The organism is Actinophytocola sp. (genome assembly GCF_050699935.1).
Lineage (GTDB): Bacteria > Actinomycetota > Actinomycetes > Mycobacteriales > Pseudonocardiaceae > Actinophytocola.
Genome location: NZ_JBOHGB010000008.1, coordinates 12,700 through 37,244, shown reverse-complemented (window position 1 = coordinate 37,244; position 24,545 = coordinate 12,700). Strand labels below are relative to the sequence as shown.

At 65.9% G+C, this 24,545-nt stretch carries 26 protein-coding genes; 15 read left to right on the top strand and 11 right to left on the bottom strand.

Features of this window, described 5'->3' with window-relative positions:
- From ACRDTB_RS05290 to ACRDTB_RS05260, 7 genes are all read left to right on the top strand, one after another.
- Window positions 1-1,047 (top strand): C40 family peptidase, encoded by a 1,047-nt coding sequence (locus ACRDTB_RS05290; protein WP_431428807.1) that lies wholly within the window; start codon window positions 1-3, stop codon window positions 1,045-1,047.
- Window positions 1,048-1,148: 101 nt separating this feature from the next.
- Entirely contained in the window at window positions 1,149-1,544 is a 396-nt protein-coding gene (locus tag ACRDTB_RS05285; RefSeq protein WP_431428806.1) for a hypothetical protein, read from the top strand.
- Between the two features lie 122 nt (window positions 1,545-1,666).
- The gene (locus tag ACRDTB_RS05280) at window positions 1,667-2,212 is read left to right on the top strand and encodes a hypothetical protein (protein WP_431428805.1); all 546 of its coding nucleotides are present in this window, start codon (window positions 1,667-1,669) and stop codon (window positions 2,210-2,212) included.
- A gap of 788 nt (window positions 2,213-3,000) precedes the next feature.
- Window positions 3,001-3,750, top strand: a complete 750-nt coding sequence (locus ACRDTB_RS05275; RefSeq protein ID WP_431428894.1) for a hypothetical protein — start codon at window positions 3,001-3,003, stop codon at window positions 3,748-3,750.
- 75 nt (window positions 3,751-3,825) lie between these two features.
- Window positions 3,826-4,425, top strand: coding sequence for a hypothetical protein (locus ACRDTB_RS05270; protein ID WP_431428804.1), 600 nt, complete (start codon window positions 3,826-3,828; stop codon window positions 4,423-4,425).
- Window positions 4,426-4,667: 242 nt separating this feature from the next.
- Window positions 4,668-5,507 (top strand): GP88 family protein, encoded by an 840-nt coding sequence (locus ACRDTB_RS05265; protein WP_431428888.1) that lies wholly within the window; start codon window positions 4,668-4,670, stop codon window positions 5,505-5,507.
- A gap of 365 nt (window positions 5,508-5,872) precedes the next feature.
- Complete coding sequence (locus tag ACRDTB_RS05260) at window positions 5,873-6,247, top strand: hypothetical protein (protein WP_431428803.1); 375 nt, start codon at window positions 5,873-5,875, stop codon at window positions 6,245-6,247.
- 16 nt (window positions 6,248-6,263) lie between these two features.
- On the opposite strand, the gene ACRDTB_RS05255 is transcribed toward ACRDTB_RS05260, so the two are convergent.
- Together ACRDTB_RS05255 and ACRDTB_RS05250 are read right to left on the bottom strand one after the other, a co-directional pair.
- Window positions 6,264-7,460, bottom strand: coding sequence for an MAB_1171c family putative transporter (locus tag ACRDTB_RS05255; protein ID WP_431428802.1), 1,197 nt, complete (start codon window positions 7,458-7,460; stop codon window positions 6,264-6,266).
- The gene (locus ACRDTB_RS05250) at window positions 7,453-8,079 is read right to left on the bottom strand and encodes a hypothetical protein (protein ID WP_431428801.1); all 627 of its coding nucleotides are present in this window, start codon (window positions 8,077-8,079) and stop codon (window positions 7,453-7,455) included. The genes ACRDTB_RS05255 and ACRDTB_RS05250 overlap by 8 nt, the downstream gene beginning before the upstream one ends.
- 154 nt (window positions 8,080-8,233) lie before the next feature.
- On the opposite strand from ACRDTB_RS05250, the gene ACRDTB_RS05245 reads away from it, so the two are divergent.
- A complete protein-coding gene (locus ACRDTB_RS05245) occupies window positions 8,234-8,710 on the top strand; it encodes a helix-turn-helix domain-containing protein (protein WP_431428800.1) in 477 nt (158 codons plus the stop codon).
- Between the two features lie 755 nt (window positions 8,711-9,465).
- Window positions 9,466-9,888 (top strand): hypothetical protein, encoded by a 423-nt coding sequence (locus ACRDTB_RS05240; protein WP_431428799.1) that lies wholly within the window; start codon window positions 9,466-9,468, stop codon window positions 9,886-9,888.
- A 211-nt stretch (window positions 9,889-10,099) separates the two neighbouring features.
- Here ACRDTB_RS05240 and ACRDTB_RS05235 read toward each other — a convergent pair whose 3' ends face one another.
- From ACRDTB_RS05235 to ACRDTB_RS05220, 4 genes are all read right to left on the bottom strand, one after another.
- The gene (locus tag ACRDTB_RS05235) at window positions 10,100-10,738 is read right to left on the bottom strand and encodes a hypothetical protein (RefSeq protein ID WP_431428798.1); all 639 of its coding nucleotides are present in this window, start codon (window positions 10,736-10,738) and stop codon (window positions 10,100-10,102) included.
- Window positions 10,735-12,069 carry a hypothetical protein gene (locus ACRDTB_RS05230; protein ID WP_431428797.1) on the bottom strand — a complete coding sequence of 445 codons (1,335 nt, stop codon included), beginning with the start codon at window positions 12,067-12,069 and terminating at the stop codon, window positions 10,735-10,737. The genes ACRDTB_RS05235 and ACRDTB_RS05230 overlap by 4 nt, the downstream gene beginning before the upstream one ends.
- Complete coding sequence (locus tag ACRDTB_RS05225; RefSeq protein WP_431428796.1) at window positions 12,066-12,881, bottom strand: ABC transporter ATP-binding protein; 816 nt, start codon at window positions 12,879-12,881, stop codon at window positions 12,066-12,068. The genes ACRDTB_RS05230 and ACRDTB_RS05225 overlap by 4 nt, the downstream gene beginning before the upstream one ends.
- 114 nt (window positions 12,882-12,995) lie before the next feature.
- The gene (locus ACRDTB_RS05220) at window positions 12,996-13,202 is read right to left on the bottom strand and encodes a hypothetical protein (RefSeq protein WP_431428795.1); all 207 of its coding nucleotides are present in this window, start codon (window positions 13,200-13,202) and stop codon (window positions 12,996-12,998) included.
- A gap of 597 nt (window positions 13,203-13,799) precedes the next feature.
- Here ACRDTB_RS05220 and ACRDTB_RS05215 point away from each other — a divergent pair.
- From ACRDTB_RS05215 to ACRDTB_RS05200, 4 genes are all read left to right on the top strand, one after another.
- Complete coding sequence (locus tag ACRDTB_RS05215; RefSeq protein WP_431428794.1) at window positions 13,800-14,585, top strand: hypothetical protein; 786 nt, start codon at window positions 13,800-13,802, stop codon at window positions 14,583-14,585.
- A 100-nt stretch (window positions 14,586-14,685) separates the two neighbouring features.
- Entirely contained in the window at window positions 14,686-15,867 is a 1,182-nt protein-coding gene (locus ACRDTB_RS05210) for an MFS transporter (RefSeq protein ID WP_431428793.1), read from the top strand.
- Between the two features lie 130 nt (window positions 15,868-15,997).
- Complete coding sequence (locus ACRDTB_RS05205; RefSeq protein ID WP_431428792.1) at window positions 15,998-16,486, top strand: hypothetical protein; 489 nt, start codon at window positions 15,998-16,000, stop codon at window positions 16,484-16,486.
- Window positions 16,487-16,520: 34 nt separating this feature from the next.
- Entirely contained in the window at window positions 16,521-17,540 is a 1,020-nt protein-coding gene (locus tag ACRDTB_RS05200; protein ID WP_431428791.1) for a tyrosine-type recombinase/integrase, read from the top strand.
- Window positions 17,541-17,774: 234 nt separating this feature from the next.
- Here ACRDTB_RS05200 and ACRDTB_RS05195 read toward each other — a convergent pair whose 3' ends face one another.
- A complete protein-coding gene (locus tag ACRDTB_RS05195; protein WP_431428790.1) occupies window positions 17,775-17,924 on the bottom strand; it encodes a hypothetical protein in 150 nt (49 codons plus the stop codon).
- A 51-nt stretch (window positions 17,925-17,975) separates the two neighbouring features.
- On the bottom strand, window positions 17,976-19,064 hold the full coding sequence (locus ACRDTB_RS05190) for a hypothetical protein (protein WP_431428789.1): 1,089 nt from the start codon (window positions 19,062-19,064) through the stop codon (window positions 17,976-17,978).
- Window positions 19,065-19,127: 63 nt separating this feature from the next.
- On the opposite strand from ACRDTB_RS05190, the gene ACRDTB_RS05185 reads away from it, so the two are divergent.
- Both ACRDTB_RS05185 and ACRDTB_RS05180 read left to right on the top strand, forming a co-directional pair.
- Window positions 19,128-19,463 carry an ATP-binding domain-containing protein gene (locus ACRDTB_RS05185; RefSeq protein WP_431428788.1) on the top strand — a complete coding sequence of 112 codons (336 nt, stop codon included), beginning with the start codon at window positions 19,128-19,130 and terminating at the stop codon, window positions 19,461-19,463.
- Between the two features lie 282 nt (window positions 19,464-19,745).
- A complete protein-coding gene (locus ACRDTB_RS05180; protein WP_431428787.1) occupies window positions 19,746-19,916 on the top strand; it encodes a hypothetical protein in 171 nt (56 codons plus the stop codon).
- Between the two features lie 17 nt (window positions 19,917-19,933).
- Here the strand turns inward: ACRDTB_RS05180 and ACRDTB_RS05175 are convergent, their stop codons facing one another.
- The 3 genes from ACRDTB_RS05175 to ACRDTB_RS05165 all read right to left on the bottom strand — a co-directional run bounded on the left by ACRDTB_RS05175 (window position 19,934) and on the right by ACRDTB_RS05165 (window position 24,165).
- Window positions 19,934-20,386, bottom strand: coding sequence for a hypothetical protein (locus ACRDTB_RS05175; RefSeq protein WP_431428786.1), 453 nt, complete (start codon window positions 20,384-20,386; stop codon window positions 19,934-19,936).
- Window positions 20,380-21,303 carry a hypothetical protein gene (locus tag ACRDTB_RS05170; protein WP_431428785.1) on the bottom strand — a complete coding sequence of 308 codons (924 nt, stop codon included), beginning with the start codon at window positions 21,301-21,303 and terminating at the stop codon, window positions 20,380-20,382. The genes ACRDTB_RS05175 and ACRDTB_RS05170 overlap by 7 nt, the downstream gene beginning before the upstream one ends.
- Before the next feature lie 1,035 nt (window positions 21,304-22,338).
- Window positions 22,339-24,165: a hypothetical protein gene (locus ACRDTB_RS05165; protein ID WP_431428784.1), complete on the bottom strand. Its 1,827-nt coding sequence runs from the start codon at window positions 24,163-24,165 to the stop codon at window positions 22,339-22,341.
- Window positions 24,166-24,545 lie beyond the last annotated feature (380 nt).

Sequence of the window (24,545 nt, the reverse complement as noted above, 5' to 3'; positions counted from 1 at the left end):
ATGCCCGGCACCATGCCCCGTGCGACCCGCCTGGGTTGTGGCGTGCTCGTCGCGCTACCGCTCGCGATCCTGACCCTGTTCGTGGTCGCGATCGTGGTCGACGACAACGAAGCGTCCGCCACCCCCGGCATACAGGGCGTCGCCTGCAGACCCGGCAACGCCACCACCACGCAACTCGGCCCGTACGGCCCGGAACAGATGAACAACGCCGCTGTCATCGTCGACATCGGACTCCAACGCGGCATCCCAGAGCAGGGCATCGTCGTCGCCCTGATGGCGGCCATGACCGAATCCAGCCTGCGTAACCTCAAGCACGGCGACCGCGACAGTCTCGGCTTGTTCCAGATGCGCCCCTCCCAGGGCTGGGGCACCCCGGAACAACTCACCGACCCCATCTACGCCACCAACAAGTTCTACGACGTCCTCCTCGACGTCCCGAACTGGCAAGCAATGCCGCCCGGCGCCGCCGCACAAGCCGTCGAACGCAGCGCATTCCCCGACCGCTACAACAAACACGAACAGACCGCCCGCGAAATCCTCGGCACGATCCGCGGCATCGAATGCGCCCCCACCTCCTCCGGCAACCGATCGGGCGACACCGTCCCGCGATCGGCCAACCCGCGCGCCGCCGAGGTCATCGACGCCGCACTCAGCCAGATCGGAGTCGACTACGCGTGGGCCGGCGGCACCCCGGACGGCCCCTCAGCAGGATCCGGTGTGGACGAAGGAAAAGTCGGATTCGACTGCAGCGGCCTCGCCCTCTACGCCTACGCGAAGATCGGCGTCGCGGTACCCCACCAAACACAAGCCATCTGGGCCACCTTCCAACCCGCCATCCGCGACCTCACCCAGGTCCAGCCCGCGGACCTCATCCTGCTATCCAACAACGGACAACCCAGCGGAATCCACCACGTCGCGATCTACACGGGAAACGGCCAAGCCGTGCACGCGCCAGAAAGCGGCAAGAAAGTGACCACCGTCGACAACATCTGGCAATCATCATATTGGACTGAAGAATTCATTGGAGCCGTCAGGCCCGGCACATAGAAATATGAACACCATGGAGGAAAGACGTGACTGCCACTACAGTTCCTGCGCTTGTTGACATTGAGTCGGCTCGCCTGTCGATGACCCAGCAGGGACAGCCGATGATCCCGCTGCTCAGCGCCGATCTTCGAGATACGACAACAACGTTACTCAGCGCGGGTGTGGTCTACATGGACGGCGGACACACGTCCCGGGCACACCTGCACGCCGAGACTGACGTTGTCGTGCTGTTGTGGGAATCCGGTGAACGTGGCGCGCTGACCGTGTATGGAGAGCATTTGGAGCACGAGATATGGCAGCTGCCGCAGCAGGCGCTATGGATCCCGCGAGGTGTACCCCACGCAGCGATCAATCCCAGCCGCACCGAACGCATCGTGGCCTTCGAGTTCCGCTCCAATCCTGTGCTGGGCAACGACAACCTACTGCTCCCGGAACTCGATCACGTGGTCAGTCAGTATGCGACGCGATGCCACGACCTGCCCACGGCCATCAAATGAAAGGAGGAACGATGACAGGTCTCGACACACAACGCCGAGCTGACCCGTCCCACGATGCGACGGCCGCTCACGCTGTAGCAGAGTGGCAGAACAGCCTCGACCGGCTCAGCCGCGTCGTGCGGATGGCACCACGATTCACCGACGCGATCCAGTGGTGGGCCGGCTTCCCCCTTCATGCCGAACAGACCGCGCCCACCACCCGGGAAACGCTCACCGAGACCAACGCCCGACTATTTGACCTGCCCACCGGTACCCCGGTCACGCGTCGCGACCTCCACTTCGCCTCCGCCACGGCCGGCTCGCCGTACCTCGCGGCCGCGGTCACCGAACTCGTCTATGAACCCCGTCTCGGGCTCACGCTCGACACACGACGCGCCCTGCACCACGGATCGACGCCCGCAGACGAGATCGTGCACACCCTGCACCGCGCAGTCTGGTCCGTCCTCAGGCCGGACCCCACTCGTCACGCCGGAGGCCACGCCGACCCCAAACCCGACGACGTCGCGCTCCAGGCCGGCGCCATCCTCACCGGAGCTGGGCGACCGGTCGCCCTCACTACCGACACCGTGTACTGGCGTCTGCTCACCCACCGGGTGCCCGACGTTCTCCCCCACTACGCCGCTCATGGCGACGCCGGGCACGGTCCTCGACCGGGGAGTTGGTCGTGACCACCAGCGACCAACAAGGACCTTCTCGTCACCTTCCCCGGTTCCGCGCGACGGCGCATCCCCATACGCGGCGCGATCACCAGCGCTCGATGGGCGAACCGCCGACTCGGCCACCGCCGGCGGCGGGATTGGTGAGACGGACTGTATGACCGGTGGCGGGACTTCCGCCACCGGGTCCGACCCGACCAGCACGCGCTGCATCGTGCGTCGGTGACGGACCCACCCGCGAGTGGCACCGGGTCTCTCGCGTCAACCCCCGCCGAGGACCCGCGCCGCTCCCGACCGCCCTCGACCAGGAAGGAGGTGTGAACGGTGATACCCCACCATGAACGGCCGACCAGACCCCCACGCGCCGCGGACGGCCACGGGAATCCCAGCCCGCAAACCCCAGAGGGTAGGTGGTGCTCGAGGGAGCAACCACCGATGGGACCACCCTCGTGGCCCCGAGTCCGCAGGCGCGACACGTCGGCCGCCACCGGACACACCGCCGACCTGGTCGAGGGCGCCCCGTCCCGTGCGCAGGCGGTAGCGCCATGACGGTCGCCCAGGGCATGCCCGATGACCTCCCCGAGTTCGACCTGGCCGAGATCGAGAACTATCTCGCCGCCCAAGCACCCGCCGCCACAAACCCGGACTCCGCAGACCCGCCGCCCTCGCCCGAACCCGCGGTCCTGGAACGCAATGGGCGGACCCGGCGCGTGCGGAGACTCGCCGGCGAGGTGGCCGAGGCCCGACATCTCGCCGCGCTTCAAGACTCCCCCGTGTTGGTCTCCGCACACACCCCGCGCGTGCTGCGCACCATCCGCCGCGGCGCCGAGGCTGTCAAGCTGGTCCAGCTGCGGCAGAACCCGGCGTTCGCCGCGCTGGCAGCGGTCCGTGCCCGGCGGGTCGTCACCGTGACCGGGTTGACCGCCCTGCTGATCGCCTTGGGGTGGTCAACCGCGGGCGTGCAGTCCTTCGCTGCCGGCAAAGCCCCTCGGTTCAGCACGCAATGGTGGTTCGCCTGGGGCGTCGAACCCTTCGTATCCCTGGCGCTGCTCACCATCGTCATCGCCCGCGCCTTCCTCGCCTCCCGAGGACAAACCCTCGCCGCACCGGCCGTGAGGCGCGTCGAGTGGCTGTTCCTATCCGCGACGTTGTTGATGAACACCTGGCGACACCTCCCCGGCGTCGCCAGCCCCTTCCGGTTCGATCAGCTGATCATTCACATGCTCGGCCCGATCGTCGCGGTGTGCGTGGTCACCGTCCTCCCACTGCTGTGGGTCGCGATCGACAACGTCTCTCCCCGCGCCCCGACCACCGGGCCTGTCGAGAGCACACAACCCGACAACGCAACCGAAGACGACATCGGGAACGCGACGTCAGAGGTTGACCAGCGGGCCCAGGAGCGTGTAGCCGCAGCACTCGCGAAGGCGACCGCTCTGATCCGAACTGGACACCTGCCACCGAACCCGTCCGCCAACCAGGTCCACAAAGCACTCGGCGGAGCCATGGACACCGCACGCGCCGTCCGCGACATCCTCCGCCGCGGCCCATGACACCCCGCGCGACGGCGCGAGTCCGCCAATCGCAACCAAGCGCATGACCACTAACGAATCACTTGGAGAGAAGACATGCTGTCGGATAACGCATTCCAGATCAATGACCAGCTGGACCAGAACCTGGCCAGCGACCGGAAGTCACGCTACGGCGCCTACCTGAGGGACAAACGCCGACTGTTCTTCCACAATGGAGCCGACAGCCCACCCACAGCCGATCCGATCGAGTTTGCGGTCACCGCCTGGTTGATCGCCACCCCGCCGATCATGTCCCCCCGCTATGTCGTCAGTCATCCCCGGGTCCAGGAAACCAAGGTCCATTGGGACGACGACTACCGTGCCGCGCTCGCGGTCGAGATCGCCGTCCCGGCGCCGCCAATCACCCACCGCCTGCCGTCGCGGTGGTCCGGGTGGGTCCAGGACAACTGGAGTCCTCGTTGGCGCGATCCTCACGACAACGACCATCTCATCGTGCTGAGCACCGTGACCATCCGGGTTCCCTTGAACCCGAACGTATTGCCGGATCCGACCTACACCGCCGGCATTCCCGACACGAGTTGCGCCAAGATCGCGGTCGCCGCGATGTGCCGCACGGTCAACGCCGAACTCACCAACCTGCTCACCGCGATCGACACACCAGCCTCGCGCAGGACCACCAGCGGCTCCGTTTCATGAGCAGGAACGACCGTACTCACATTCCGGGGGGCGTGAGGGGCGGGCTCCAGCATCGGAGTGAGACGTGACGATGTCACCGCGCTGCGCTGCCAGACGAAGACGGTGCGGTGGACTCGATCGAGCACACCAATCAGTCGCAACGCTGTCGGATCGTTGAACTCGACGGAGCACAGCCGCGCCACAATGCGCTGATTTTCACACGGTCTCTACCTATCACAAGAAATTCGTTCAGGGGGATACTCATGTCCGCGACTCAGGCAAATTCCGGTACCAGCAGGCGTCGTGCGCCACTGCTCACGCAGAACCGCGAGCTGAAACAGATCGGCGCGTGGAACTGGTCGCTGCCCGCATGGGCAGGTCGGCTGCCTGACGGCCGAACCTACAACACTTGCCCCTCGGCCGGCGTCTGCCGTTGGGTCTGTTACGCCCGGCATGGCACCTACACGTGGCCGGTTGTGAGAGCCAAACACCAAGCGAATCTGGAGTTCGTCCTCGACGATCTGGCAGGGTGGGAGGCCGCCATGGTCACTGAACTCGGTGCCGCCAAGTTCCACGGCGGCTGGGTCAGAATCCATGACTCGGGCGATTTCTTTTCCGACGAATATTTACAGGCGTGGCTACGTATCTGCCACGTTCGCCCGGACGTGAATTTCTACTGCTACACGAAAGAGGTACGCCGCTTTCGCCGACTGGTAGAGCCAAAACCGCCGCCGAATTTCCTGTGGGTCTACTCCTATGGCGGAGTGGATGACGACGAACTGGATCCGGCGGTGGACCGGGTGGCCGATGTGTTCCCCGACGAGACGGCGATCGCCGCAGCGGGATGGGCGTCACAGGAAGTCAGCGATCTGCTCGCGGTGCTCGGCCCGCGCCTGGTGGGCGTGCCGGCGAACAGGATTCCGCACTTCCTGAAAATGCAGGGCGGGCGCACGTTCCGCTCCTGGCAAACCGAGGTCGACGCCGAACGAGCCACCCGCCACCACGGCAGCCGAACACGGCGGGCGGCGCCCACGTCTGGTGCCCAACCACATCCAGCCCGGCACCGAGCAGCCAGCAACTGCGACGGTCGTCGACCAGGCTGATCAGTCGGACGGCGCCCGACTGGGCCGCTCGTCAGCACCAGGACGCCATCACCCCAGCCACGAGTCTCGAGGAGACGACCCAACGTCGACCCGTGTTCCCACACCGCAGGAGGTGCACACCGATGCTTCGCTCGGCCTGGACTAACCCATGCGCCAACGGACAGCACACCAGACGAATACACCGCCTGATCGCCGTCGCGGTCGCCACGGCGCTGATTGCTGGCTGTACTACGAACACCCCGACGACGAACGCGAACCCCCGTCCACCCCAGCCCGCCGACACGGCCCGAAGCACGCATCGGACCCCCTCGAGCGTGGAGCCAACCACGCCGACCGACGTGCCAGGCGCCGACACACCGCCGGCCGTGGCCATCCGCTGGCTATCCGCCTACCGAAGCGCCGCGTGGACCGACTCCGGCCCCACCGCATGGATCGACCGCGTACGGCCCTACGTCACCGACTCCATGCACGCCCGCAACACCACACTGCGCGATGGCGGCGCCGGCACCGACTGGGCCGACTTCGTCCGCCTCCGCTGCGCCAGCACCGTTGATGACATCGCGGCCGTCGTGCCACCGGAGTCCTCCGGAACAACAACGGCCGCGAATGTCCAGGTCTCGGGGTCTGTGCACACAACCTGTGCGGCGGGACCGGCCCTCGCCCCCACCGAGCCTGCAGCCGTAACCCTCGTCGTGGCCAGAACATCCCACGGATGGCGGGTCGACCAACGCCTGTTCTAGCAAGGTCCTGTCCTAGTCACGATTCGAGGCGCTCGGACAGCGCGATGGCTTGTTGCCGAAGCCGCGGGACAGCCTTGTCGGTCCGCATGGCGCGGTGCACACGCACCAACCAGCGTGCTTCCCAGAGGAGATCAGCCGCGTCGGCAGCTTCGTCATCGGCGGTGGCGGAATGATGGAACGGTGGCGCTTTGACGCGGTAACGGTCGATCGCGACACACAGGGCAACGGCCTCGGACCGAACCGCCGCATGATCCGGTCGTCGTCGACGACGATAGGACGACGCAACGAGATCGGGGATTCCCGCGGGGGCGTAGGGCAACAGAAGGAGTTCGGCGTCACGGATCTCGATGACTCTTCGGTACAGCAGGACACTGGGTTCGTCGTCGAGAGCGGCCTGGCGCAACTGTACGGTCGGCACGACGGTTGTGAGGTCCCGCCACATCGGGGTGAGGTTGCGAAGCAAGCGGGCGACGCGATAGCGACGAACTACGCGTAGGTAGCCCACCGGGACAACCGGCACCGTCATGCCCACCGCCACAAGGACTGCCGCTGCGCCGGCCAGGCCATGGGAGACCGTTCCGAACGGATTCTCCGGCTGACGGGTGAGGTAGCTGATCACCAGACCGCCGACGTTGAACACGACCCACACGATGCCGACCACGGCCGCAGCGACGATGAAGAACATCGCCGCACGCATCCGCGGACGGACATCATGGCGCGTCACATATCGGGACAGCGACCGGATGAAGCGCACCACGCAGGCGCCGAGAAATCCCCAATACGCCAACTGGGCCACCACATATTGAGTGTCCAGATCGGCCAGAGAGTCGAACGCGGTATCGGAGCTCGCATACCCCAGGGTCATCAGCGCGAAGGTGATCGACAACGCGATGGCAAGACGGCGTTTTCGCCTGAGTGTCGCGGTGCGGTCCGGGCCGGCGGTCACGCAGGCCACCATCACGATGACGCTGAACACCGCGACGAGGGTCAGCCCGTTGGCCGCGAGCCGAGCGGCGTAAGGCAAGCCGGTGAACGACTGGATGGCCGTGTGCGCGGTCGGCGTCGATAACACCAGCGCGGCAGCGATGGCGAACAAGGCGATGAGCATGTGCCGCTGTGCGTGGGTGAACGCGCCTGGCCTGATGGCGTGCCACCGGACTACGCCCGCCGCCGCAACCACGGCAGCGGCCGGGAAGCTGATCTCCTCAGGCACCGAGGTCCCCGGATACCCGGGAGATATCGAAGAGTGTTTGGAGGCCGACAACTCGACGATCGCGAGACGTCAGCCCTTCGGACGGATCGATCACACGGTTGATCCGTTCCCCAGCCAAGGTCGCGTACAGCTCCGCGTCTCGCTCGTCAGCGTCGCGGTATCCAGCACGCCCGAGCAGCCGACGAATAAGCGCCGGGGACAGGCGAGGGAGCAGCGCCTCGAACGCGCGGAGTGGGTCGCCAGGAGGCTCGACCTGCGACGCATGGGGTGAGGTCGGGGCCGCGGACCCCATCATGATCCGTCGGCTGGTGTGCCCGAGTTCCAAGTGGCCGACCTCGTGCAAGACGATGTGCAACCGGTGGATGGCGCTGGTGTTGGACGCGTAGCAGACGTAGTCGACATCGTCCGTGCTGACCAACAGACCACACGGCGCCGACGCGCCGAGCCGTGCCGGCACCAACTCGATCGCCCGGCCTCGTCGTTCACTCAGCCCACAGGCGAAGCGGCTCAGCGTGAACGGCCGCGGAATGGGAAGACGATCGACAACCTCGACAGCGACACCACAACTACCACCCCGATCAGCCACGCTTGCCCCCGCTCCAACCGTGGGATCGCCCACCGGGCAAGGCTGATCGACCGGTCGAGATTTATGCTGACTTCAGTTACCATTCGGAGCATAGACGAGCGTCACATCCTGTCAACCAGCAGCTTTAGGTTGCCAGCCAGGACACACGGAGGGGCCCTAGCCGGTGCACGCCGCCACAAGGGGAAGGATGCGTGCTGTGTTTGGGGATCATGAACTCGGCCATCCGCCTGACCAACCGCGCACGCTCGCCGAGAAGCTGAACTACCTGCTCGATCGCATACGCCGCGACGACGGCCGACGTTTCACCCACGCCCAGGTCGCCGATGCCGTCGCCCGCAGCACCGGACGACCATGCGACCGTGGCTACATATCCCAGCTGTGTTCCGGCACACGGGACAACCCGACGATGATCGTTCTCGAGGCGCTTGCCGACTTCTTTGATGTCAGTCCGGCCTTCTTCTTCGACGACGCACGTTCCCGACGCATCGCCGAGCAGATCGAGCTCGCGATCGCACTGCAAGACCCCGACACGCGCGCGTTGGCGCTGGAGATGCTCACTCGGCTCGAACCCGACGACGTCGACGCCGCCGCAACAGTCATTCGAGCGATCGCGAAGCGTCGAACGAGCGAGGCCGACAACAAGGCACCCCGGGACCCACACTGACTACGGAGCCAGGTAGTCACAGAGCGCGACACTGGCCCGAACACGACCAACGGGGGCATCCCGACCGCCCAACGCCAGCCCCGGCCCCACCTTCCATCGCAGCCTCGCGAGAGGATGACGCTCGCCGTGGAACTGAGGCGGTCCGCCCCCTGATCCTCGTCGGATAGGTCGAGGTTGAACTCCCCATCCGTTGACCTGGCGCGTAGCATTCGAACGCTAGTTCGACAAGTGATCCTTGGTCACAACATGTCAACGAGGGATAACAAGACGTCGTCAGCGGCTCGTCGCCGCACCCGGACCGGGGTCGACCATGACGGGAGCTTCGCATCGAAGCGTGGCGAGAATCACATACAGCAGCAGGGTAGAAGCCGTGTCGAAAGCTGTCCGATGCGGACCGTCAACAGGACTTCGCCAACGCTGTGACCTGCCGGAATGCGGGCCGTGAGCAGGAGATTACATACCGGGGCAGCGTATGTCCGAATAGGAGGGCGCGGTGGCAGTGCGTAGATGTATACACTCGGAAAGAGTGATCTACGAGACAAGGATCACTCGGTCCGGTTCGGACACGACGGACACGGACCAGGTTCGGGGCCGGAGCGTGGCAACTCCCGCCTGAACCACGAAGTGCGGGTCGTGCATGGGGACTCCCCTCCCTCCACGTCAGCCATCTTGCGGGTTGACGTGGCTGTGGTCCCTGATGATGCGCGCACCCGCGGACAAGTGGCTCTGACAACTTGCGAGGGAACGGGTTCAACGTGGGGGGTAACGAGACAGCGGCGGATGACTTCGCCTGGAAGCAGAACAGGAACTCTGGCATGGCGGCCGCCGGCTGGCCGTGCAACGACGAGTCGCCTCAGGTGGAGGACGACGCCATCAGCGAGTTGCGGAAGATCCTGCCGGATCTGTCCCCGGCCTTGATCCAGCGGATAGTCCTTGGCTCGGCGGACAGGCTCGAGCGCGCTCCCGGTGACGAGGAGACCACCAGTGAGGCACCGGTTGGCGAGGAATTCCCGTTCTGCCCACCACAGCAGAGGTCCTGCTCGGACTGGTGGACGAGCGACGGTGGTCCACCGTGGCTGCGTCGCGGTACGAATGGTCTGATGACGCACAATGATGAGCCGCCTCTCCCGCCGCTGCTGAGGATGCTCGCGTCCGCGATGAGGACAGCTGCGGAGTAGGAACCATCCGCCCGAAGGCACAAGGTGGTGACTCGACAGACGGAGGGGGCGAGTGCCACGGGGGCCGTAACTTGGCTGCGGGCAGGGCCGTTGCGGTGTCGCCCCCCTCCGGGCACCGGCCAGGAATCGGCTCCGTCTCCCAAACACGGCGACGGAAATCAAGCTCCGCTCCGATCCGTGACGATCACGACGATGAATCGGCGTTCCTGGTTCACTGTTCCTTGCCGAAGACGCGGTGGGCCCAGGCGGTGCGTCCGCAGGTTCGGGCGTGCAGCACGATCGCGGCGATGGTGAGCACGGTGACCAGGGTCCAGTTGCCGTCGGGGTCCCGGTGGGTGGAGACGGGCAACCACACCTGTGGTGCCAGGTTCAGGACCAGGCCGCAGCTGAGCCAGGCCAGGACGGCGAGGCCACCGGCGGCCAGAGGGCTGAGCAACGGAGTGAGCAGTTGGACCGTCGCGCTCATGATCAGCGCATTGGCCAGCACCCAGCCCCAGGACGTCTCGGCGGGCAGCCATGGGACCACTGCGGGAACACACAAGACCGGCAGCATGATGCCGGCACCGGCGGCGACTGCGGCCACCGCCCTTGGCCGGGTTGGGCGGTGACCGCCGGCCGCGATGCGGTCCCACTCCCACAGCCGTGGACGCATCAGGATCGCCAGGAGCGTGGCGGACAGGATGGTGCACAGCTCGACCACCGGCAGCTTCGTGGGTGGGAACCGGGCGGAGAGGTCGATCTCCAGCGAGCGGGGGCCGGTCACTGCGGCCACCGCGCACATGACCAGCGTCGTGACCGCGACCCAGTGGGCCGCACGGCTGTGGAGGACCAGGCGCACGTTGGGGATCATGGCTGGGGCAGCTCCTCCGAGGTGAGTGTGCAGGTATGCACCTGCTGCTGGTGTCGCGCGAGCCACCGTTGCACCTCGGGCACGCTCATGCCGGCGAACGCCCCGCTCGGCGGCTCGGTCGGCTCGGTCAGGAACCGCAAGATGTCGCCTGGCAGGTTCTCCAGTTCTCGGGCCTGCTCGTCGGCTCCAGCGCCGGTGTGGGCGCTGAGTTCCGGTGACGTGGCGTCGGTGCCGGGCCCGAGGGTGCAGCTGTAGATCCCGGCCAGCGCACCGGGAATGTCGGTCTCGATGACACCATCGGGGTCGAGCCAGGCGATCTGCAGTGTCCGGGCGATGTCAACGTCGATCGGACCGAAGGCCAGGGACTGGTCCCAGATCTGTGTCACCAGGTCATCGGGTGTAGCGCCGTACCGGGCGAGGATCGGATCGACGGTGTCGATCAGCGCCGCGAGCCGCGGCTGGTGCTCGACGTTGACGCAGTACCGGATTTCTCGCTGTGTCTCGCACACCGCGGCCGGTTGGTCGTCGACGGCGAACAGCGCCGGGTGCTGAATCAGCGATACCGCGATGAGCACCACGGGCACGGCGACGTACATCGCCGCGTCCGCAAGACGCCGCCACGCCTGAGACTTGCCCGTGGCCAGACGACGCAGACACCGGGTTGCCAGGCTGGCCGCCGCGACGGCGACCGCGACGAACACCGCGATCCGGAATACGACCAGCGCCGGTGATTCCCGCTGCCCGAGCTCCGGTTCCAGATGCAGGACCGGAGCGACGACCGCGTAGTTGTCTCCGCCGGCGTGCCCGACAACCAGCAGCGCGTAGAACGCGGCCGCGGTGATCGGCACCATGACCATGGCCGGGACGGCGGTGCCCAGGGCGTAGCCGAGCAGCACCGCGGCCACCATCGCCAGGACACCGGACAGCATCGCCAGCGGGTCCGGCGCGCCGATTCCCCCGTGCGCGAGCGTCGCGACCACGAGCGGGATCAGGGCTAGCAGGTAGGCGCCGACATACCAGGTCACGAGCACCGTCAGGTGCCGGGTCACGATCGGTGCGCCCAGCCGAGGCGCCCGTGGCTGGACCCAGATCCGGTCAGCTGGATGGAGCTGGGTGGCGTACCAGCACGCCGCGGTCCCGGCGATCAGGCCGGCCCAGGTGAACTGCTGGTGGAACTGGGCGCTGGTCTGCACCCACAGCGGGTACGGCCATCCCAGCATCGGCCAGGTCATCACCAGCACCACGGCGACGATCGCCACGGACGGTGCCACCACCGCCGTCGGCCCGAGCGGCCACCACGATTTCCGCACCCGCGCCATCGTGCTGATCATTCGATGCCCCCCACGTTGTCGAGCAGTCGCTCGTAACCGCGCTCGATGGGTGACCGCCGCCCGTCCGTTCGTCGTTCCTCGGTGGCGCCCTGCCGCTCGAGGTCGGTCACGGTGCCGTCGAACACCAGCCGGCCCCGCGCGAGGACGCCGACCCGTTGGCAGAGGTAGGACACGTCGTCGAGCAAGTGGGTGGACAGGACGACCGTGCGGGTTTGGCCGATCTCGGCGATCAGGTCGCGGACCCGCGACCGCTGGCCTGGGTCGAGCCCCACGGTCGGTTCGTCGAGCACCAGCACCTCCGGATCGTGTGCCAGTCCGGCCGCGATCCCCAGCCGCTGACGCTGCCCACCGGACAACGACCGAACCCGATCCTTCGCCTTGTCCCCCAACGCAACAGAGCGCACAGCGTCATACGCGGCTGACTCGCATTCCCGGGGTGGTACGCCGTTGACCCAGGCGGTGTATGCCACGACATCGACCACACGCATGTGGCCGGGCAAGGAAAACCGTTGCGGCACGAACCCGAACCGCACATTCCCGTCAAGATCAGCACCGACATCCGCACTGACGATCCCGCTGGCGTCCCCGTCGTCGCCGAGCACCCGCAGCGAACGCGCAGACCGACTGTTGTGGACAGTCACGACTCCTTCAGCGGGTCGTAGTAGTCCAATGAGGACTGTCAGCAGCGTGGTCTTGCCCGCACCGTTCTCGCCGAGCAGCCCCGTGACACCGGGCCGCAGTACCCAGTCAACTTCATGCAGCACGTGCCGACGCCCGTAGGCGTAGCTCACGCCGTTCACCGTGATTTCCATACCCCCACCTCTCGTCAACGCCTTCCCGACACGGTGCTGTCTCCGGCCGGGGCTCTCAACCCTCGGCGCGGAGACAGCACCGATATCACTTGTCGCGAACCGATGTACCCGGTGCTAGCAGATGGTCCGGCGGGACGACTCGCGCGAGTCGCCGCTCACCCCCGTCGCCGTGGACACGTGGGTGTAGTAGTCACCCCGCCCGTCACAGCTGCCGTACGCGGTCAGGCCGCCGTTGCGCCAGTACGTGGCGCCCCTCACCGCCCGCTCCGCGTCCGGCCACCACGCGATGTGCTTGTAGACCCGGACCCAGAAGTAGGTCACGGTGTCACCGCACCCCCAGCGGGAGCCGTAGCCGCTGAGCCTGCTCCCCGACGAACGCGGGGGATTCGCATTCAGCGAACACGCCATCGGCGTCACCTCCGACGCCGATGAGGTCGATGTCCCCCCGGTCGCGCCGGCGGGCTCCGCCCAGGCGGGCGAGGCCATCGCCACACCACCTGATGCGATGGCCCCCGCCATCAGCAACCCCGTCACGAAACGACGTTTACCCATGCCGTAATTCCTCCCTAAACACGGCGGATCCACGCTCCCGAGCCATGAGACCCCGACTGATGCGACGGGCAGCCCCTCCTACCCGGGAGGCTCACCAGGACCGGCGAGCCACCCGGAACGGTACGGGAGCACAGACCGCGCGCACAAGAGGAAACCAAGATCAATTGTGGTGATTTCTTGACATTCCGTCGTCAAGACTTCATGTTGGAGACGTAGAACGAGAGATAACCATGTCATTTCGGGCCGTGATGAGTCCGGTCAGGTCGGTGATCAACAGAGCCTCGGACGGCACCGTGATGACACTGCGCCCGTCTACAGCGGCGCGTTGAACAGGGGGAGAGTTCTGTGACATCGAGTACGCAGCCGTTGTGGCACCACACCACCGGCGACACTCTGATCCTCGAGATCGGTCACCACCAAGCTCCGGTCCCCGAACCAGTCGCCGACTGGCTCCTCGACTCCGGGGGCAGTGGTCTGTCCACAGCCCCCGGAAACGATCTTCTGCGACTGGAACGACGCCTCCAGCGCCTCGCGGCCAACCTCGACGCACAGCGCGACAACGCCGCAGCCACCATCCGCACCCACGCCGCGCTGCTACGGCGATTCGTGATCGACCTCCAGCCACCCGAAGGCGACCTCCGCGATGCCGCCGACGGATGGCAACGCGATCCCCGCGTACCCGCGAGCGTGGTCCTGTTCATTGACGTCAACCAGTTCCTCGACGCCGACCCGCGCCGAGCGACAACCGCCGACTGGGGCGGCCGCACCATCGCGGGCATCGAGACGTTCGGACTGGGCTGGCGCCGCGACGGTGACGACGAACGACAGGGCTATCACGACCACGACGACGAGGTCGCCCTGCCCGGACCGTGGCAGATAGGACACATTCGCCGCAACGGCGACATCTATGCCATCCGCCGCGGAACCCACCTCCCTCAACAAGTCTGGCTGCTCGGCACGGGCTTCGACACCCACCGCGATGTCTGCGACATGTTGATCCCCGTCATGCCCCAGATGCGCACACCCAACTCGTTGATCCTGGCCGCACATACCGTGCACGAAGCACAAACACACCGAGCGACAAGCAGAAGCGGACTCGCGGATCCCGATCCTCAAGAATCCGGCCACCGCGGGATGAGTCACGAGCAATGACCCACGCGAACGCCAACAACGAGCAGGCGCTATCCCGGCGCAGCAGCCCCATGTCGATCGGCCGCGCGTGATGACAGCGGTATCGCCACGGACCTACCCATTGGGCCTGGGCACCCTCGCCATCGGCACCAGCGGGTACAGCATGACCGGACTTCTCCCCGCGATGAGCACGCACCTGCACATCACGCCTGCCGTCGCCGGGCAACTACTCACGGTCTTCGCGGTGACTTGCGCAGTCGCCGGCCCCATTCTCACCATCGCCACCCGGCGGTGGGATCGTCGACGGCTCCTCACAGCAGCACTCGCGGTCACCGCGGCGGGGAACGTGATGGCGGCCGTCGTCCCCACCGTGCCCTTACTCTTCGTCGCGCGCTTCGTTACCGGGCTGGGCACCGCTGTCTACACCGCCGGCGCGGCGTCCATGGCCGCACAGCTCAACAAGCCGGAACGGCGCGCACGAGCCATCGCCGTCGTCTTCGGCGGTCTCACCCTCGCACTCCTACTTGGCGTTCCTAGCGTGATGGCACTGAGCGCACCCCTCGGCTACCAGGGCACATTCTGGTTGGTCGCAGCGCTCTGCGCATTCGGCGGCCTGCTCATTCGTCTCGTCGTGCCGCGCACCCGGTCGACACCACGGCGCGACGGGCCTTACCGCGCCGCGCGAATCAATCGACACGTGCGCGGAGTCCTCGTCGCCGCACTCCTCGCTTCCCTCTCGTCATTCGCGGTGTACACCTACATCAGCGCGCTTTTGAACCACATCACTGGTGCAGAACGCGAAACTATCGCTGGATTACTTGTGGGCTACGGCATCGGGGCCGCCATCGGGAACTCCCTCGGCGGCCGCGCCACGGACCACTACGGGCCACGACGAGTGCTCCTCGTCGCAATCGGACTGTGCGCAACGCTTCTGGCCGCGCTGCCGGTAACCGCAACCACAGTGCCCGGCGCCGCAGCGACGCTCGTCATGTGGGGATGCGCCTTTTGGGCGGTGAATCCACCGTTGAGCTCCTGGCTGATCCAACGCACGCCGCAGCAGACCGATGACCTACTGTCCCTTCTGGCTTCCTCCATCTACCTCGGCATGGGCATAGGCGGACTGCTAGGCGGCGTAGTCGTGTCATTGTTCGACATCGGCCTTCTCCCCAACGTCGCTGGAATCCTTGCCGCAGTCGCATTCGTCGTGGTCGCACGAACTGATCAGGCCGCCACAATCACTTGTCCACCACCCTGCGAACCTGGTCGCACGACATCCGAAATCATCGATAGCACCAGCACATGACAGACGATTCTGCGTATACCTTGGGGGAGGCGATGACGATGAGAAAAGGCCACATTGGTGCGGCCGCACGTAGGCTCGCATGCGGCTGTGGCGACCAGTCTGACGACCTGTCGCTCGGACGAAGTTCACGGTGTCTGCTGAAGAACGGATGGATCAGGGGCGGGCCGAGATGAACGCCGCCGACCACGTCATCTCCGGCCTCGCCTTCACAGAGCACCCACGTCGGAACGAACGCATCGAACCTCTGCCGTTGGCGACCGCGCGGCTTGCCGCATCCACTGATGGATCGCTGCGGTACGCCATCAGCCGGATCGACGGCTACGGCAAGGTTCCGGCAGCACAGCTCCTCGACAGCCTCGGCTGGCATCCCGGAGATCGGCTCACGGTTGCGGTCGAGCGCAACATCGCGATCTTTCAACGTGATCTCACCGGCGTTTCCACCATCACCAGGAGACGTGCCCTCGTGATGCCCATCGCCACACGCCGAGCCTGCGGCCTCACGACAGGCGACAGCCTCCTGCTCGCCGCCGCGGCGCAGTTCGACGTCATCGTTGCTCACCCGCCGGCCGTACTGGACAAGATGATGACCCTCTACCACCAATCCCCCGACCATGCCTGAAAATGCCTCTGTCCCAGATCTGGACCTTGTGCGCATGGTCGTCGAGCGACTCGGATTCGACCCCGCGGCGTTGACCCAAGCCTCGTCTTCCCACGAACCGGCCCCGACGTTCGGCACCTACGTCCCCGTGGTCTCGGATGCAGTCAGCGAGGCAACGCGACAGACCTACACGCCGTACTGGAACCGGATCCTCAAACACTGGCGCCACCTCGAGCTCACCCAACCCACTCCGTCGATGATCAAGCAACTCGCGGAGACCGTGCGGCAGAACGTCGTGGTACGCCGGAACACGCGCAACGGACGCGGAGCGGTCGAACTGGTCATCGCGGCACTGCGCTGCATCTACCAACACGCGATGGACGACGGCTTGATCACCGAAGCCCAGAACCCGGCGCGCCGGGTCCGCAAGCCACCGCGGTTGCCAAGCGGACGATTCGCCCTCCCCGCCGACCGCCTCGGTGAGATCCACCGCATCGCAGCGCAGACCGGTAACGACCCCCAGCTCGACAGCCTTCTCCTGCGTTTCCACGAAGAGACCGCAGCCCGCCGCGGAGGCGCTCTCGCAATGCGAACCCTGCACGATCTGGACCCCGACCAGTGCCTCGTACGACTCCACGAGAAAGGTGGCACGTCACGGTGGCAACCAGTGTCACCGACACTGATGCAATGCCTCCAAGATCACGCTGAGGAACGCGGCGCTCCGCGCGGCGAGCAGGTGCTCCGCTACAGGAACGGGAACCCGCTGACGCGTCGCCGCTACGACTACCTTTGGGAACGCCTCGGCCGCCACCTCCGATGGGTGGCCGCGCAGCAGGTCACCATCCACTGGCTGCGCTACACCACCCTTACCTGGGTCGAGCGCAACTTCAGTTACGCAATCGCCCGCGCCTTCGCCGGACACATCGACAACAGCGGCGGCGTCGGGACGACGGCAACCTACGTCGAGGCCGGCATCCACGAAGTCGCTACCGCCTTGGCCGCTCTGACTGGCGAGCCACATCCGCTCGCACGACAACACACCCGCGACGAACCGCCTATTGCCATGATCGACTGATCTGCTACCGTTGGTTCATGGTAAATCTCCCGGAAATCGGGAGATTGCCCTCGAACAGGTGTGCCCCCCTCGGACACCAGTATCGGTGACATCTCACTAAAATCGTGAGATCTCACTCGTCAGATGCGGCGTGGAGGTGCTGCGATCGCGTGCAGCCTCCGAATGGCACGCTGGCCCGGCCGCGATGTCAACTCGTCGTACTCGCCGGACTCCGGGTGCTGTCCTGTCCTGGTCTCAGCCCCCGATTTCGTCGTCGAGGCGGCCGACGAACACCGAGTCGAGCAGTGTGACGAAGCCCTGGATGCGCAGGAAGTCCGCCGGGATCTGTGAGGAGAGCATGACCCGGCCGTTCCAGTTCCGGGAGTCGCGAGCGAATCGGTTCATCGGCACCCGGCCGGTCGGCACCTCCGACAGGAAGAACCGGAGGTGATCCGGTCACACCCTCCTCTGGCGGTCAGCCGTCACACCTTCCCGGATCAATGGGGCCACCGCTTCCGCGAGAACGCCCGCCTGGACGCTGGATTTCCCGAGCACAGCTTCGAATGTGACACGGCCAGCCGACGCGGCCAAGTCCGCAAGCTGTATCGAAGAATGACGACGGGAGTTTCCCGTCCAGAATTCCGCGACACGTACGGGCGGCACATAATTGGCGAGACCTGGGTGAACATTCCATAATCTCGGGAAGAAATCCTGGGCGAATTCCGAGGTCAGGAGTTTCTGTTCGTCATGCAGGAAACGGACGGGGCCGTGGTCGTTGTACGCGTGCCACAACGTCATCGGGAGCATCGTGACGAGGGGATCCAGCCCTGGGTAGAGCCCGCTGCCGCGCGGTACAGCCGAACGTACCAACGCGTCGGCGTGGACGCGGGTTGCCAGGAGTATCTGCAACAACGACTCGACCGAGCGTCCGGAGCGTCGCCGGCAGCGCCTTCGCGCGTGTTCGAGGCGGTCGAAGAATGACGCGACGGTCTCTTTCTCGCCGACACCTCGCTGTGTCGCGCGAGCGAGGCTGACAAACGCCTTGTTCAGCGGCTCCCAAAGCTCACCCAGATCACGCGGCCCGTCCGTGAACAAAGTCACGGCCATGTCTCGCGCTATTCCGTCCGCGTAGAGGTCGATTCCTTGTTCGTGTGCTTCCTCCTCGACCAGGAGGTCGATCATTTTCGACACAATGAGAAAGTGCTTGTCAGCGACGGTGATAACGACCCGGCCTGCCAGGCTGCCGCCAGGCGCCAGGGCAGCCGCCAACACCTCGAGCCCACCACGTGTCTTGGCGAACTGGCTGAACTTCGCCTCGGGCGCTTGGGTCGCGCCAGCACGTTCACGTAGCTCGGCGAGCACGTGCCGCGCATCCTCGTCATCGATCCGGACGGAAGCGTGCGCGAACACGCCTTGCAGGTCTGTGAGGTTCTCCCCCGTGGATCCCGACTCGTCCGCGGCAACCCACACTGGGCCGCCGCCGTCGCTGGTGGGTTCCTCGGCCCAGAACGGCCAGGCAGGGTCTACGACTGTGCTTCCCGTCACCGCAGGAGAGTCTACGTCGTGTCGGCCGCCGGAGCGGGATGACAGTGAGCCGATCGTGCGGAGATGAGGTTCGACATGACGGAGGTGCTGGCGATCGGCCCGCTCACCGCGGTCGCCGACAAGCTCCGACGCCGTTCGCGCTCCTACCGTGGGCTGGTCGCCGGCACCGTCCACACCGCACAGGGCAAACAGGCCGACATCGTCATCCTCGTGCTGGGCAGCGACCCCCGGAAACCGGGCTCGCGGCAATGGGCGTCGAGCAGGTCCAACCTGCTCAACGTAGCCGTGAGCCGCGCCAAACGCCGCCTCTACGTGATCGGCAACCTGAACGCCTGGTCAACCTGGCCCTACTTCTCCACGCTCGCACGATCCCTCCCACACGCGCCACCGCTCTCCTAACGGCAGCGCCACCGCTTCAGGCTACGAGTTCGACGGCGGCTCGGTCGTCTAGGTCCTGGGTCGGCTAGTGGGCCGGCCCGCGCTCACGACGAGCTATCTACTGGCGTCCGTAGGCGGGGACAAGAAGTGGCGCCAAGGCTGCGGCCTTGGCTTACCCGCCGAACCAGGACGGGTTCCGATTGCTGTTCCGCCAGGGAGCTAGAGTTCGCGACGTGGTCGACAGAATCTGGTCAGCGACAGAGATTGCCCACGCCACCTCGACGACGCGATCCCCGCCGACCCGTGGCAGAACCGAGCAGCGCGGCTGATCCCACCCTCAACCTCGAAGCCGTGATCGCGCCAATCCGATCTGGAGCGGGCGCCCAGCACATCATGCGCGTGATCGACGGGGTGGTCCAGCCCGCGCGAACCGACGTGCCCGACATCAGCGGCATGAAGGCAAGCAATTCCTGACACACAAGGGAACCCATTTACCCTGTCAGATCTTCGATGCTCGCGATGGTCCACCGCAGGACCTCGCCGACCGGTGTGAGGTCCGGGTCTTGTGCTGCGGCCGCCTCCCTCGAGGTGTGGATCTGTTCCCACAGACCGCTTTTCTCGTTCACACGGCCCGCTGTGGGGAGTTCCAGGTCGCGACACGTGATGCGAACGCGCTCGATCGCATTCGAGCCGGCGTCCCAGTCCGCAAGGCGTTCCGCGTGCGCGTCCTGGTCGACCGCGTAGCCGGTTTGTATCCGCTGCATCGACGCACGGAGGTCCACGACGGCGTCGACACAGGACCGCGTTCGTTCCCGGTCCCTTGCGTCCTCGTCGAGCGTCACCGGTACATACCAACTGACGTACAAGGCGACGACGGCCACGACGAGGCTTGTCAGAGCGATCAGCACGTCGTACCAGGGAGTATGCGCTCGGGGCTTCAGCATGCCCGATCGATCTCGACGGCCAACTCATGTGACTTGCTGCCGTTGTGGGTCTCCGCGGTGGCCGTGCCAAGGACCCGGTTGGTGCCACACCGCGAGCCAGCTGTTTGGGTGACGCGCACCGTCAACCGGAGGTACAAGGCAGCCTCCGGAGCGAACGACCCGAGGTTCACACCTCGGCGCACCACGCCATCGTTGTCGATTTGCCGCCATTCGTTACCTGTTGTCGAGTTCGAAACGGCCGTCGTACCCCGGACGTACACGAGTTCGCCCGGCAACGAGTACTTGATGATGACGTCGTCCTGTTGCATCGTACCGGTGTTCTCGTACTTGACCTTGATATCCAACTCGCCCCCGGGCCGCACGCGCGGGGTGTATTCGTACTGTTTGCTGCCGCGTTCCGCGGCGCGTTGCGTGACCGTGAAGCCGGGCTGGTCGGCCACGAACTCGAACCGGACCTCCCCTCGGCAGTCGTCCTCTCCGGTCACGTCACCGGTCATCCCGTCGCAGCCGACGAGCACCCCTCGCGGGGAGAAGAGTTCGCCCGCGGGCACTGGGATCCCGGCGGGGACACGTTTCGTGTAGAGCTTCGCCGTGTCCGACGCGATCCTGATCGCGACCGGACTACCTGACGTGGCGACCACGAGCGATCGCCACACCTTGGGCGGCTCGGCAGTACCGGACGTCACGACGCCCGTGGCGCGCTCCCGGCCGTCGACCGTGGCGGGCAACGTCGCGGACACCCGCGTCTCCCGGCTCACGCTTTCCGACCCGGCGAGGGCGTCGTTGTGGAAGCTGATCCAGGCCTCGTACCGGCCACCGGGCCGCACCTGCAGTGTGTCGTCGGAGATCCAGTTCTCGTCGCCGACAGCACGCAGAGACAGGAAACTACGTTCGTCGCCCCACTCAGGGTCGTCCATCAATGAGTTCAGGACCGCGGTCGTCGGCGGGGCGTCATGTGTGAAGGCCGGACGGTCGGGACCCCACCCAGCCTCAGGGACGCTCAGGTCCACGCCTTCCGACGCGTCCGGATCATCCACGGCGCCCGTCGGCGCTGCCTCGCACCCGCACAGGAACATAACGATCACGAGCACAGCGGCGAGAGCCCCGCGCGGGGCACGGCCGGATCCGATCATCCCACCTCCACCTGGTTCTGCCGCGAACGTCGGTGCAATACGGGACGGCGTTACCGAAACCGGCGACGACCCCCGGGGCCTTTACCGCCAACGCGGGCGTCCTGCTCCGCCGAGAGGAGCCGGAGCAGCAGGCTCCCCAGGGGCTACCGGCCTCCTACCGCCAAACGCGACGTTCTGCTCGTTCGCCATCGGCGGTGACAGGTCGCGCGGTGGCCTGTACGTCCTCGCCAGCACGATAACCATCGTCGGCTACGTCGCCATTGCCGGCCTCTGCGCGCTCCGCCCATGTCAGCTGACCATCAGCAGCGAAGGGCTGACCGTCCGCCTCACCGAAACCCGATTCATGGCCCCGATCCGCCGGATGCTGCGACTGCCCGAACCGGCGCAGGCCGAGGTTCTCTGGAACGACGTTGAGATCCTCCAAATACAGGAAACAAAATCGGTCACCCGGCGCAGGTCGAAAACCCCGTGAAAAGCACCAGCTACGACATCCGGCTGGGCCCCCGCCCTTGCGGCCGAAATCGTGGCGGTTGTCTCCGCTCTGGAGCAAAGCAGACGGCCTGGACGTGCTCTGCCCGCTCGACAGACTCGAATTCCACCTGAACGCGTCCGTCGCGACCATCGACGCTTTGCTGCGGGAATACGGAGGCGACCGGTACCACGGGATCGTACGGTCCACCTCTGCGTGACCTTCGGCTGCTGCGCGGGTTGGCGAACCAGCACGACGTGCCGTCCAGCGTTGGCGATCACGGCCAGTAGCGGCGGCATGGTCGCCAGCACCACCGCGCACGGCGATGCCACGATCTACCGTGTCACTCCTCACCGCGTGCTCGACGGACGTTCGCTTCCCGCATAGGCGAAAAGCTGGGCGCGGTTCGGTTCGGCGTAACCGGCGATCTGGGCCCGAAGCCTGCCGAGCAGGTCGGTGAGGTGATCCGCAGCGCCCGTATCGGCACAGTGCCGAGCCAGAGCACGGAGCTCGATCAGCATGCGCACCGCGGCAACACCGCCTTCCGTCGTGGCCAGCTGCGCACCCCGCAGAATCAGGGCGCGCCGCATGCTCGCGTCGAGTTCGACGTGGTCGCCGCGACGCATCGAGTGGAAGAGTCGGAGGTAGGACAGAACCTGTGTGAACGGGTCCTCAGTGTTGGCTACCGCACGGGCGAGGTTCGTGTCGATGACAAGGGGCTCAGTGGTGTTGTCGTCGTGGACCACGAACCGCTCCACCCCGGGACTGACGCGCGCCGCCACGTTGACGGAAGCGAGCAGTGATCCAGCTCGCTCCATGTCCACTGTCAACTCGATCCGGGGCACTCCGAACACGTGCACTTCACACTGGTCGTCGGAGACCTGGATGTCCGGACACGGCCACCCACTCACCAAAGCGACGAGCTGAATGCTCTGCGTGGCAGGCAGAGACTCCACCGTCTCGAGCAACGGCATGACATCAGCACCCGACTCGACACCGAACAGCACGACCGCCACCGTCAACGCCATGGCCGTCACGTGTCCGGCGATGACCGCGTCAACCAACTGCGCGGATGTTAGGTGTTTCTGGACATTGCCGCGATCATTAAGAAGATCGACTCCGTTGTCGGTCTTGATGACATACGCACGGTGCGCGACGGCGTTCCGGAGGTCGAGGTCGATGTCAGCAACCAGCCGTGCGTGTGGCGTGCTCCTGATCCGGCGTACACAGGCAGCGGCCCCGTCGGACAGAGCCGAGCGGTAGCCCGACCCGGTAAGCGCTATGGAGAACAGCGCAATGGAGTGCCTGGTGCTCGACTCCACGACAGTGTGAATGGAGCTCATAAGCGCGTCGACGCCGACCCGATCGTTTCCCGAGACCGTGGACAGGACGTGAAGCATGCTTCCGGACCGGTACATTTCGGCCAGGGCGCGCGAGAAATTGTTTCTGAACACGTCGGACTCGATGGCGTCACGACACTTTTGGCTGCCAGCCCGAAGAACGTCGCGTGCCCGGACGACGATGTCCTCGAAGGACTGCCGCTCCCCAAGAGTCGCGGCCATCTCGACACACGACCGAACATACTCACCGATCCCAGCAGGAAGGGCGGCACTGGGACCACCGATCCTCGTGATGCGCTGCATCGCGATATCAGTGGCGGAGCTGGCGGTCATGGCGAGCGACACCATCGCGATCGCCAGATCGTCGGGAGACCGGCCCACCATGAGCTCGACTCGATCGATGGCCCCAGCCCACCGATCCAGGGCAGAACAAGCCGCGTCAATGTGACCCTGCAGCACCTGCTCAGCTCGTTGCGCCTGGACTGGAGCCGGTGCGGCGTACGCGTTGAGAGTTGCCTCCCACACTCCGTGCACGCTTGTAAGCGTGTCCTCAACGGCCTGACACAACTCGCGCCACGGACGAAGGCGCTGAACGGCCTTGATCGCATCGACCCGACCGAGCAACTGACCGGTCAAGTCGCAGGCCCGCTCGACATCACAACTGTCTTCGTCAAGCGCCGCCCAGAACTGCTCCATCCACTCCGTCAGGCCACCAAGCAGCGCCGGGTACAGGTCCACACCGGGCTGCAGCACCTCACCCGGCGCCACCGGCTGAACGCAACGCACCTGCTTGACGACACGCTGCCGCCGCTGCACCTGCGGATTGACCTCGTGCACGCGCGGCCGCTCCCCGCAAGCAGGACACGCCACGCCCCGAACACGCTCGCGTTCACCACACGGACACACGAAACCCGAGAACGAAAGGCTGAACCCCGGCCTTCTCCTGCTCATGCTGCCATCCCACTTCACGACCCGATCTCGTCGACTCACCCACGCACGTCGACGACGTAACGGACTAGGATATGGCGCGCGGCAACCCGAATCCCGAGACACGCCGGAAGGCGACGAGATCAGGTCGATTCACCACGAGCGCCGGATCCTGAACAACCCGAAGAACTGGATCGCCCTCGACCGCGGCACGACTCTCACCACCACTGGCTAGCTATCCGTGTCGATGTACCTGTCTGATGAGGGACCTCACGCGACTGTCGAATCCT